Annotated in this window: 13 protein-coding genes and 1 pseudogene; 6 read left to right on the forward strand and 8 right to left on the reverse strand. The window is 70.6% G+C overall.

Features of this window, described 5'->3' with window-relative positions; all coding sequences use genetic code 11:
* The 4 genes and pseudogenes from VGD44_RS11285 to lptB form a co-directional block, all read left to right on the forward strand.
* A pseudogene (locus VGD44_RS11285) lies at window positions 1-207 on the forward strand (ribonuclease D); the annotation flags it as partial.
* A 10-nt stretch (window positions 208-217) separates the two neighbouring features.
* Window positions 218-838: an LPS export ABC transporter periplasmic protein LptC gene (gene lptC, locus VGD44_RS11290; protein ID WP_331086963.1), complete on the forward strand. Its 621-nt coding sequence runs from the start codon at window positions 218-220 to the stop codon at window positions 836-838.
* A gap of 24 nt (window positions 839-862) precedes the next feature.
* The gene (locus VGD44_RS11295) at window positions 863-1,417 is read left to right on the forward strand and encodes an LptA/OstA family protein (RefSeq protein ID WP_331086965.1); all 555 of its coding nucleotides are present in this window, start codon (window positions 863-865) and stop codon (window positions 1,415-1,417) included.
* 62 nt (window positions 1,418-1,479) lie between these two features.
* A complete protein-coding gene (gene lptB / locus VGD44_RS11300; protein WP_331086986.1) occupies window positions 1,480-2,205 on the forward strand; it encodes an LPS export ABC transporter ATP-binding protein in 726 nt (241 codons plus the stop codon).
* Here the strand turns inward: lptB and VGD44_RS11305 are convergent.
* The 8 genes from VGD44_RS11305 to mddA all read right to left on the reverse strand — a co-directional run bounded on the left by VGD44_RS11305 (window position 2,198) and on the right by mddA (window position 8,362).
* Entirely contained in the window at window positions 2,198-2,830 is a 633-nt protein-coding gene (locus tag VGD44_RS11305; protein ID WP_331086967.1) for a class I SAM-dependent methyltransferase, read from the reverse strand. The two genes, lptB and VGD44_RS11305, sit on opposite strands and share 8 nt — an antisense overlap.
* Before the next feature lie 2 nt (window positions 2,831-2,832).
* Window positions 2,833-3,288, reverse strand: coding sequence for a DUF2147 domain-containing protein (locus VGD44_RS11310; protein WP_331086969.1), 456 nt, complete (start codon window positions 3,286-3,288; stop codon window positions 2,833-2,835).
* The gene (locus VGD44_RS11315) at window positions 3,288-4,085 is read right to left on the reverse strand and encodes a sterol desaturase family protein (RefSeq protein WP_331086971.1); all 798 of its coding nucleotides are present in this window, start codon (window positions 4,083-4,085) and stop codon (window positions 3,288-3,290) included. The genes VGD44_RS11310 and VGD44_RS11315 overlap by 1 nt, the downstream gene beginning before the upstream one ends.
* Before the next feature lie 81 nt (window positions 4,086-4,166).
* Window positions 4,167-5,171 carry an AraC family transcriptional regulator gene (locus VGD44_RS11320; RefSeq protein WP_331086973.1) on the reverse strand — a complete coding sequence of 335 codons (1,005 nt, stop codon included), beginning with the start codon at window positions 5,169-5,171 and terminating at the stop codon, window positions 4,167-4,169.
* A 50-nt stretch (window positions 5,172-5,221) separates the two neighbouring features.
* Window positions 5,222-5,608, reverse strand: coding sequence for a GFA family protein (locus VGD44_RS11325; protein ID WP_331086975.1), 387 nt, complete (start codon window positions 5,606-5,608; stop codon window positions 5,222-5,224).
* Between the two features lie 11 nt (window positions 5,609-5,619).
* Window positions 5,620-6,855 carry an MFS transporter gene (locus VGD44_RS11330; RefSeq protein WP_331086978.1) on the reverse strand — a complete coding sequence of 412 codons (1,236 nt, stop codon included), beginning with the start codon at window positions 6,853-6,855 and terminating at the stop codon, window positions 5,620-5,622.
* A gap of 2 nt (window positions 6,856-6,857) precedes the next feature.
* On the reverse strand, window positions 6,858-7,595 hold the full coding sequence (locus VGD44_RS11335; protein WP_331086980.1) for an MBL fold metallo-hydrolase: 738 nt from the start codon (window positions 7,593-7,595) through the stop codon (window positions 6,858-6,860).
* A complete protein-coding gene (gene mddA, locus VGD44_RS11340) occupies window positions 7,592-8,362 on the reverse strand; it encodes a methanethiol S-methyltransferase (RefSeq protein WP_331086982.1) in 771 nt (256 codons plus the stop codon). Before mddA ends, VGD44_RS11335 begins: the two co-directional genes overlap by 4 nt.
* Window positions 8,363-8,502: 140 nt before the next feature.
* Between mddA and VGD44_RS11345 the strand changes: the two genes are divergently transcribed.
* Window positions 8,503-9,132, forward strand: coding sequence for a metalloregulator ArsR/SmtB family transcription factor (locus VGD44_RS11345; protein ID WP_331086988.1), 630 nt, complete (start codon window positions 8,503-8,505; stop codon window positions 9,130-9,132).
* Window positions 9,133-9,241: 109 nt separating this feature from the next.
* Window positions 9,242-9,949, forward strand: a complete 708-nt coding sequence (locus VGD44_RS11350) for a ParA family protein (protein WP_331086984.1) — start codon at window positions 9,242-9,244, stop codon at window positions 9,947-9,949.
* Window positions 9,950-10,031: the final 82 nt, after the last annotated feature.

Raw genomic sequence — 10,031 nt, forward strand, 5'->3', positions numbered from 1 at the left:
TGGGGCGCGGCGCAGCTCAGCGACGACCAGATCGCCTACGCCGCGTCCGACGTGCTGCACCTGCATGCGCTGCGCGAGCGGCTGGACACCATGCTGGTCCGCGAGCGGCGCGACCACCTGGCCCGCGCCTGTTTCGAGTTCCTCCCGCACCGCGCCCTGCTGGACGTGGCCGGCTGGGAGGATGCAGACATCTTCGCTCATACCTAGGTAGGGCCCCATGACGGCCGCCGACAGCTCGCTTCCCGAACCCCGCCGCGCCGACTTCGAGCGCTGGCGCCGGCGTTCGCGGCTGATCCGGACGCTGCGGGTCGCGCTGCCGGCCGCCATCGCGCTGATCTTCGCCGGCCTGATCGGCAGCGTGGCCTGGTCCACGTTCAACGCCCAGCCCAAGGCGGCGCGGGCCGGTGACGAGCCCATCCGCCTGCTCAACCCGCGCTTCGTCGGCCGAGACGACAAGGGCCGCGCCTTCGTGCTCACCGCCAACTCGGCGATCCGCGACCAGAAGGACTACCAGCGGGTGATCCTGCAGAAGCCGGCGCTCGTCCTCGACGAGAACGGCCCCGACCAGATGCGCATCAACGGCGCCGCCGGCGTGTTCCACGAGCAGACCGGCAAGCTGGAGCTGACCAACGGCGTGCGCATGGCCGACAACAAGAACGCCTTCGCCACCGCCGCCTCGATGTTCGACACCAAGTCGGGCGAGGTCGTCGGTTCAGGCCCCATTCAGGGCGCGGGAGGTCTTGGAGAAATCAGCGCAGAGTCCTATGGCGTGTACGGCAAAGGCGAGCGCATGGTCTTCAAGGGCGGTGTCCGCACCCGCCTGGAACCGAAGAAGTAGAGCGGCGCGAGCGCAAGGGCAGTCATGAAGTCTCTCGTCACCTCCTCGATCGTCGCCGCGGTGCTCGCCGCGGGCGCCGGGCCTACGCACGCCCAGGGCTTGGGCCCCAACTCGAAGGGCCCGATCGACATCACCGCCGATGAGCTCGAGGTGCAGAACAAGGTCTGCATCTCCACCTGGAAGGGCAAGGCCGAGGCGCTGCAGGGCGAGGCCCGCCTGCGCGCCGACCTGATCCGCGCCCATTTCGAGACCAAGGCCGGGTCGGGCGGCGCCACGGGCACGGGCTCGTGCGGCGACCTGATCAAGATGGATGCCGAAGGCAACGTCTACTACGTAACCTCGAAGAACCAGCGCGTGCGCGGCGACGTCGGTGTGTACGACGCCCAGAACGAGACCGTGACCCTGACCGGCGACGTGGTGGCCGTGCAGGACCAGAACGTGCTGCGCGGCACCCGCATGGTGTTCAACACCAAGACCGGCGAAGGCCGCATGGTGGGCAGCGCCACCGGCCCCAACGCCAAGTCGCGCCCGCGCGGCGTCTTCTACCCCTCGAAGAAGTCCGAGAGCGCGGCGAAGTGAACGCTCCACAGCGGATCGCCGCCCCAGGAGGCGCCAAGGGGGGCGCGAAGGCGCAGGGCGCCATCCCCACCGAGGGGCTGGTGGTCGACAACGTCGGCAAGTCGTTCCGCGGCCGCGCCGTGGTGAAGGGCGTCTCGCTGCGCCTCTGCCGCGGCGAGGTGGCGGGCCTGCTGGGCCCCAACGGCGCCGGCAAGACCACGACCTTCTACATGATCACCGGCCTGATCCCCGCCGACTACGGCGCCATCTACCTGGACGGCGAGAACATCACCGCCCAGCCGATGTACCAGCGCGCCCGCATGGGCGTGGGCTACCTGCCGCAGGAGACGTCGATCTTCCGCGGCATGAGCGTCTGGGAAAACGTCATGGCCGTGGTCGAACTGCGCCAGAACGACCAGAAGAAGGCGCGCGAGACGGTGACCCAGCTCCTCTCGGAGCTGCACATCGAGCACCTGCGCAACTCGCCCGCGGTGTCGCTGTCGGGCGGCGAGCGCCGCCGCGTCGAGATCGCCCGCGCGCTGGCCTCCGAGCCCAGCTTCATGCTGCTGGACGAGCCGTTCGCCGGCATCGACCCCTTGGCCATCGCCGACATCCGCGAGGTGATCAGCTATCTGAAGCAGCGCGGCATCGGCATCCTGATCACCGACCACAACGTCCGCGAGACCCTCGACATCATCGACCGCGCCTCGATCATCCACGCGGGCGAGGTGCTGTTCGAGGGAAGCCCCGACGAGATCGTCGACGATCCCGAGGTGCGCCGCGTCTACCTGGGCGACCGCTTCAGCTGAGCGGCGGGTCGGACGGTGCGCCCGCCAGGAGCAACATCGCTCCACCCATCAGCTGCGTGGACGTCGTTTGCATCCTGGCTCGGTGAAGCGCAGCGGTGACCTCCGAAAGCGCCGGGAACTTGTAGACCTCGGGAGGGAAGCTGTGCACAGCTTCGTGGTCTGCGTCCGTGCGGAACAGCAGCGCCAGTCTCCCGCCAGGCTTCATCACCCGTGCGATCTCGCTGAACGCGGCGTCCAGGTCGGGCCAGAAGTAGAGGACGTGGACGCAGAGCACCTTGTCGAATGCGTCGTTCGGGAAGGGCAGCGCCTCGACGCCGGCCTCGGCGACGTCGACCCGCCCGGCCCGAACCAGTTCGCGGTTTCGGCCCACTGCGACCTCGACCATCAGCCCCGACGAGTCCGCGCCGATGACGCGACCTCGCGCCGCCCTGGCCGCCAGCTCCGAGAGCGCGCGCCCCGGCCCGCAGCCGACGTCGAGGACATGATCGTCGGGCGCGACCTCCAGGGCGTCGATGGCGCGTCGGTTCTGCGCCCAGGTCTCGCGGGCCATGATGAAGGCGATCAGCCAGCCCAGGGGGCCGCGGGCATGGCGGGCCTGTTCGGCGATGAAGCGGGGACGGCGCATGGTCAACGCGCTCCCGCGGCGGCCAGCACGTCCTGCGGCCGGCGCCAGGTCTGGGTCCGGCACACCACGCCCAGCGCACAGCCCTTCAGTTCGAGCAGCCCGTCGCTTAGGCGGATGCTCCCCCCGTAGGTGCGGCCGTCGTCGGGGTTGTAGAGACGCCCACCGCTCCAGACCCCCGGAGCGGTCTGCCGCAAGCCGCGGACGATCTCCGCGCCAACCAGCGGCCGGGACCGCAGGGCAGGGTCGGGGTTGCGCTGATCGGCGCGGGCCCGACCGGCCGGACCCGGCGCCCAGAGCCAGACGATGCGGCCGCACATCTCACCGCCCGCCCCGGCGCAAGGCCGGAACTCGACGATGGAGCCGAAGCCTTCCGTCGCCCAGCGGCCGGCCAGATCGGCGGCGCGAGCCGGTGGGGCGCTAACGAGAAGCGCCCCCGCCAGAAGCCAGGTCATCCGCATCACGCCGCCTCCGGAGCTTGCAGCCGGCGCGGACGGCGGGCGGCCGCAAACCGCTCGACGTACTGCGGGTGCTGGGTGCCCATCAGCCGGTCCCACCACGTGAACCAGAGGCCGTAGTTCCAGCCGGCCTGCGCGTGATGCAGGTCGTGGTGGGTGACGGTGGTCATCCAGCCGATGAGCGGCTTGCCGTCACGACCGGCCGGGTACAGCTCGTAGCCGCTGTGGCCCAGCGTGTTCCGAAAGAGCTGGTGCAGCATGAACAGGCCCGTGACGGGCCACGTTGTCGGCACGAGCAGCATCCAGAGCGGCACGAACGCCGCCTGCACCGCGGCCTCGGCGATGTCGAAGCTATAGGCCGTGAACGGCGAGGGGTTGTGCGAGCGGTGGTGCCGGCGGTGGAAGGCGCGGAAGGCCCGCGGATGATGCATCGCCCGATGCGTCCAGTAGAAGTAGGCGTCCTGCCCGACGATCATCAGGACAAGCGACGCAACGCCCCAGGCCGGTCCCCACTGGGCGGCGATGGCCGGGCCGTGGAACAGGCCCGCCCGCTCGAGGCCAAAGAGGAACAGTCCCACCGTCGAGAAGACCGCGAGCGTCCGCAGGGAGACGGCGAACTCCATGAAGAGCTGACGCGCGGGCGGCGTGTCCGGTCGGATCTTCCGATGCTGCAGGGCGCCCGCCAGCAGCACCCAGAGGATGAACCAGGTCGCGACCGCGAAGATCGCGTAGCGGGTCAGGTCGACCGACAGGTTCTCGAGCCACTGGGCCGCGAACGCGGCCAAGGTGTCGTAGGTCATGCGTGCCTCCGTTTCGGTGGGAGGCATTCGCCCTGGAAGCCCGACACGTGTCTCCTCGACGGCGAAATCGCCGAGCTTCCTTCAGTTTCGAGGAGGATCGTCCGGTTTCGAGGAGAGGGCCGACAGCCGCCATGCCGTCGGCGTCTGGCCGGCGATCTCTCGGAACGTGCGGTTGAACGGCGCGAGCGAGCTGAAGCCGACCTCGAAGGCGATGACGGAGACCGCCACCCGGGCGTTCGCGGGATCGGCGAGGGCCGCCTTCGCCGCCGCGATACGGCGTTCGTTCAGGAAGGCGGCAAAGTTGCGGTAGCCGAGCCCCTCGTTGATCAGCCGGCGCAGATGGTGCTCCGGCGCGCCAAGGCGCTGGGCGAGGCCGCCGATGGTCAGTCCCTCCTCCCGCCAGACCTCCTGCTGGTCGAGGGCCTCCATCAGCCGCTGCGCCAGCGGTTCGTCGCGCGGCGCGACCCGCCGGACCTGCTGAGGGACCGACTGCGCGCCGAAGAGCTGAGGATCGTCGCGCAGGAAGACGAAGCCGCTCGCTAGGCTGAGGATGAGCAGGCTCACCGCCGCCAGGAACGAGAGCGCTGTGGCCGGCCCGGCGTACAGCTCCACGATCTGCACGGCCGCCACAGCCAAGGTGTAGACGGCGGCGAGCGCCAGCAGCGGCCCCCGAAGCCGGCGGCGAGCCTCGACCAGATCGCCCCGCCAGCCCGTCCAGACCACCACGAGGACGTGGATCATCAGCAAGGCGCCCAGCAGGTTGTGGGTGAGCCAGAGGCCGCGCGCGACGTCGTCGGGAGACAGCCTCGCAATCACGCCGATCCCGAGCAGCCCGAGCGCGGGCAGCAAGCGAACCGGGGCGAGCCGGGCGTGATCGCCAAAGAGTTCCAACGCGAAGGCCCAGAAGAGCCCCGCGCCCGCGACCGACGCTGCCCAGACGGGAAGCCCGGCCAAGCCCAGCATCTCCAGCGCCGGTCGCGACTGGGTGACGGTGTGCGCCGCCGCCGCCAGCGAAAACACGGCGCCTGTCAGCCGGGCCGGACTGCGTCCGCCAGCCGCGATCCTCAGGGCCAGCAGGGCGAACACCCCGACGGCCGCGCCGCGGACGAGCAGCTCGGCGACGAGCGCAGGCTGGGTCACGCGGCCTCGGTCGGCTCAGCGAGGCAGAGCCAGGGCAGGCGCTCCTCGGGGAAGATGTGGAAGGCCGGCGGAAGGGCCGCGGCCTCGTCGAACGCCCCGACGTGGATGTGCAGTTCGTCGGGGCGTGTGTCGCCCTGGCAGGTCAGCGTGGAGCCGCAGGCTGCGCAGAAGCCGCGAACGGTGCCGGGGGAAGAACGGAACCTCGTGATGGCTCCCTGAGAGACCTCGACGTCCGCCTCCGCGAACGCCACGAAGACCGACACCGGCGCGCCGCTGTGCTTGCGGCAGCTCTGGCAGTGGCACCAGGCGACCCAGCGCGGCGCGCCCGCCGCCCGGAACCGCACGGCCCCGCACAGGCATCCGCCGTCCCAAACGTCCTGCATCCTGCCCTCCTTCAGCTCACGCGGCGATCATCCATGACGACCGCCACCACCATCCCCGAGGTGAACGTCAGCGCGCCGACGGCTCCGATAGCCCAGGCCACGCCGAAGAGGTCGGCGATCAGCCCCGCCCCCAGCGCCCCTATGGCGTAGCCCATGTCGCGCCAGAACCGGTAGACACTCAGCGACCGCGCACGCCACGACGGATGCGAGGCGTCAGACACCGAGGCCATCAAGGTCGGGTAGACCATGGCCGTGCCGACGCCCAGCAGCACGCTCGCGGCGAGCCACCAGCCGACCTGACGGGTCACCGCGGTCATCAGGAGGGCGGCCGCCTGAACCCACATGCCGGCGACGATGAGGCCCTTGCGGCCCCAACGATCGCTGAGGGGGCCGGTGATCGTCTGCAGCACGCCCCAAACGGCCGGGTAGACGGCCTTGAGCACGCCGATGCGCTCCACGCTGAGGCCCGATGCGGCGAACCAAAGGGGGAAGATGCCCCAGCTCATGCCGTCGTTGAGGTTGTTGACGAGGCCGGCCTGGGAGGCGGCGAAGAGGTTGCGGTCCCCGTACGACGTGCGGCGGAAGACGTCGGCGAACGTCAGCCGCTCGGCCGCTGTGGCGTGGCCAGCCGTCTCGATGGCGACGTGGCCGCGGGTGTCGCGGACCAGGAAGATCGACAGGACGAGGCCCAGCGCGGCATAGGCGACGCCAAGCCAGAAGGGCGCGGGACGCAGGCCGTAGCGTTGCGCGATGTACCCACTCGCGAAGGCTGTGGCGCCGAGCGCCAGATAGCCCGCGAACTCGTTGAGCCCCACGGCGAGGCCGCGAGACTTCGGACCCACAAGGTCGATCTTCATGATCACGGTGGTCGACCATGTCAGACCCTGGCTCACGCCCAGGAGGGCGTTCGCGGCCACGATCCAGGCCCAGCTCGGGCCCCATCCGATCATGAAGGGGGCCGGGATGGCGATCAGCCAGCCGATCACCAGCAGCCGCTTGCGCCCGTAGACGTCCGCCAGGTGACCGGTGGCGAGGTTGGCGAAGGCCTTCACGACCCCGAAGCTGACGATGAACGATGTGATCAGGGTCGTTGAGCCGAGGCGGAACTCCTCGGAGCCGACCAGCGGCACGACGGTGCGCTCCAGGCCCACCATCCCGCCAACGAAGGCGTTGACGATCACGAGCAGCAGGAACTGCGGCCAGTTCTCGCGAAGCCCCAGGCGAGGCGCGGCCGCAGCGGCGGTCATGGTCAGGCGGCGGACGCGGGGTCGGCGTTCGCGGCCCGCAGCGTGGCGGCCTCCGGCGGGGGCTCCGGGACGTCCTGGGTCATGGTGGCGACAAACGCCTGCTCGTCCTCGATGCGGAAGGGCGCGTTGTAGCGCCGCTCGAAGCCGATGGTGGAGCTGGGCTTGCCGCTCAGGCTGCGGCCGCAGACGGACCCGGAGTAGGCGCCGGGATACACCTCGACGTGGTCAGGCAACCGCTTCAGCCGCTGGATGCTGGCGAAGAGCGCCCGCGCCCCGTCTTCCGCCGACGCGGCCAGCTCCGTGCGGCCGAGGTCGCCGACCATCAGCGTGTGACCCGTGAAGACGAGCCAGGGCTCCGCGGCGCGGGTGCGGTCGGTGACCAGCAGGCAGATGTGCTCGGGGGTGTGGCCCGGGGTGTGCAGGACCTCGATCAGGACGTTCCCGAGGTGCAGCACGTCGCCGTCACGGACGCCGTGGAACGGCGGGGCGGCGGCGGCGCCCGCGAACAGCACGTATGGCGCCCCCACCGCGGCGGCGAGCCTGCGCCCCGCCGAGAGATGGTCGGCGTGGATGTGGGTGTCGATGACGTAGCGGATCGCCATGCCGGCGGTGTTGGCGGCCCGCACGTAGGTCTCGATGTCGCCGACCGGGTCGACGACCGCGCCGGCGGACTGGCCGCCGCACCCGAAGAAGTACGAGGCCGCCACCGGCTCGGCGTGAAGGAACTGCCGCAGGATCATGGGCGGTTCGGTGTTGCTCCCGACGGAGCAGCCGGCTTGCGCTCGCCGCGTGGCGGCAGGGGCACGAGCATCGACACGCGGCGGCGGTAGTCGGCGTAGCGCTGGCCGAAGACGGCGATCAGGTCCCGCTCTTCCAGCTGGATGGCGATGAGGATGTAGGCGGTCGTCGCCAGCGCGAAGAAGAGGTGTCCGGCCGTCATCGTGGGGCTGGCCCAGAACGCCAGGATGAAGCCCAGATAGATCGGGTGGCGGACGACCCGGTAGAACAGGGGCGTCCGGAAGTCGGGGGGCGGCGGCTCGTGGCGTCGCCGGTAGTCCCAGACCTGCTTCAGGCCGAACAGGTCGAAGTGGTTGATGAGGAACGTGCTGGTCAGGACGGTGACCCAGCCCAGCCCGAACACGGCCCAGAGCGCCAGCGCCGCCGGTCCGTCGACCGACCAGACCACCTGGGTCAGCGGCCGCCACTGCCAGAACAGCAGGATCAGGGCGAGACTCGCGAGCAGGACGTAGGTCGAGCGTTCGACCGGGGCCGGCACGAACCGCGTCCACCAGCGCTTGAACGCGGGACGCGCCATGAGGCTGTGCTGGACGGCGAAGACGCCGAGCAGCAGGGTGTCGATCAGGATCGCCTGGACGAGACCGCCCGGCTCGCCGCTGTCGATGGTCTTCGGCACGATGAGGCCGCCCACGAAGCCGATGGCGTAGAGGAAGGTCAGGAAGAAGACACCGTAGGCGGCGACGCCGTACAGGAGAGCGACGGTACGCATGGGAACCTCCCCGTTGTGGTTGGGAACGCAGAACTCCACGCGATGTGCGGGGCCTTGACGGCCCCGAACAATCAATCAATTAATTGCTTGAACGATTGAACCGAGAGCAAGACCTGTCAAGCGGCAATCCCAAGTTGGCGGTGTTCGCGGGCCTCGCGGAGCTGGCCAAGGCGCTGTCCAGCCCCAACCGCATCGAGATCGTCGAGCTGCTCGGGCAGGGTGAGCGCAGCGTGGACGCCGTCGCCGCGCGGCTCGGCCTTTCAGTGGCCAACGCGTCCCAGCACCTGAGGCTGATGCAGCGGTGCGGGCTGCTGACCTCGCGCCGCGAGGGCAAGCGGGTCCTCTACGGCCTGAGCGACCCCGCGGTCGTGGAACTGCTGAGCGCGCTCGGCCGTCTGGGGGAACGCAGGACGGCGGAGGTGCGCTCGGTGGTCGGCGGCTACTTTCACGAGCGCGATGGCCTGGAGCCGGTGTCCCGCGGCGATCTGCTCGACCGCATGAAGGCGGGCCTGGTCACCGTCCTCGACGTTCGGCCCGAGGACGAGTTCGCGGCGGGGGCGGTTCCGTCGGCGCTCAACATCCCGCTACGCGAGCTGGCCAGCCGTCTCCGCGAACTGCCGAGGGGCCAGGAGGTCGTCGCCTACTGCCGCGGTCCCTACTGCGTGCTGTCCTTCGAGGCCGTGTCGATGCTGCGCGAGCACGGCTTTCAGGCGCGGCGCCTGGAGGACGGGTTCCCGGAGTGGAAGGCCGCGGGACTTCCCATCGGCTGACCTGCGACGTGGTGGCCGTGCAGGATCCGAACGTTGGGCGCGGCGCCCGCGTGGTGTTCGACACGAAAGTGCCCGACTCGCGCCCGCCTGATGCGGTAGAGGAGCGTGGATGCCGAATGTCGTGTTCATCAGCCCCAAGGGCGGCGCGGGCAAGACCACCGCGGCCGTCGCCCTGGCCCTTGGCCTCGTGGCGCGCGGGCGCCGCGTCGCGCTGATCGACTCCGATCCCAACAAGCCGCTGATGAACTGGGGCGCGCTGCCCGGCCGCTCCGACGCCATCAGCATCCATCCGGCGCCCACCGTGTCCGACATCCGCGACGCCGCCCGCGAGGCCGCCCGGCGCTCGCCGGACTGGGTCCTCCTCGACACGGAAGGCACCGAGCGCGGGACGGCCGTGCTCGCCGCGCTGCGCTTCGACGTGGCGCTGACGCCGCTGGCCGGCTCCCAGCTCGACCTGCGCGAGGCCATCAAGGCGGCCGAGATCGTCGAGGCGTTCGGGCGGCGCGGCGGCCGGCCCATCGCGCATCGCGCGCTGCTCACCCGCGTGCCCGCCGCCATCCGGCCGCGGATGCTGAAGAGCGTGGTGGCCCAGCTGCGCGAGGCCGGGGTCCAGATCCTGCCGACGCCGCTCCTGGAGAAGGAGGCCTTCCGCGCGCTGTTCAGCATCGGCGGCGGCTTCGAGGCCCTGGAGCGTAACGGCGTCTGGGGCGCCGAGGCCGCGCGCCGCAACGCGGACGCCTACGTCGCCGACGTCGAGGACATCGTCCACGACGCCGCCGACCGCGCCGCCGGCCACGAGGCGCGCATCCGGGGGTAGGGCTTCAGCTGGCCCTCACCGCAGCAGTTCGGCGCCGGACTGCTCCGCCACGAGGTAGGCGACGGGCGGCTCGTGACATCCG

Origin of the sequence: Phenylobacterium sp. (assembly GCF_036402295.1) — a bacterium.
Taxonomy (GTDB): domain Bacteria; phylum Pseudomonadota; class Alphaproteobacteria; order Caulobacterales; family Caulobacteraceae; genus Phenylobacterium.

Bases quoted from the DNA above. Each gene is read 5' to 3' on its own strand.
- lptC (WP_331086963.1), top strand. From the start codon at position 218: ATGACGGCCGCCGACAGCTCGCTTCCCGAACCCCGCCGCGCCGACTTC.
- VGD44_RS11295 (WP_331086965.1), top strand. From the start codon at position 863: ATGAAGTCTCTCGTCACCTCCTCGATCGTCGCCGCGGTGCTCGCCGCG.
- VGD44_RS11305 (WP_331086967.1), bottom strand. From the start codon at position 2,830: ATGCGCCGTCCCCGCTTCATCGCCGAACAGGCCCGCCATGCCCGCGGC.
- VGD44_RS11310 (WP_331086969.1), bottom strand. From the start codon at position 3,288: ATGCGGATGACCTGGCTTCTGGCGGGGGCGCTTCTCGTTAGCGCCCCA.
- VGD44_RS11315 (WP_331086971.1), bottom strand. From the start codon at position 4,085: ATGACCTACGACACCTTGGCCGCGTTCGCGGCCCAGTGGCTCGAGAAC.
- VGD44_RS11325 (WP_331086975.1), bottom strand. From the start codon at position 5,608: ATGCAGGACGTTTGGGACGGCGGATGCCTGTGCGGGGCCGTGCGGTTC.
- VGD44_RS11330 (WP_331086978.1), bottom strand. From the start codon at position 6,855: ATGACCGCCGCTGCGGCCGCGCCTCGCCTGGGGCTTCGCGAGAACTGG.
- VGD44_RS11335 (WP_331086980.1), bottom strand. From the start codon at position 7,595: ATGATCCTGCGGCAGTTCCTTCACGCCGAGCCGGTGGCGGCCTCGTAC.
- mddA (WP_331086982.1), bottom strand. From the start codon at position 8,362: ATGCGTACCGTCGCTCTCCTGTACGGCGTCGCCGCCTACGGTGTCTTC.
- VGD44_RS11350 (WP_331086984.1), top strand. From the start codon at position 9,242: ATGCCGAATGTCGTGTTCATCAGCCCCAAGGGCGGCGCGGGCAAGACC.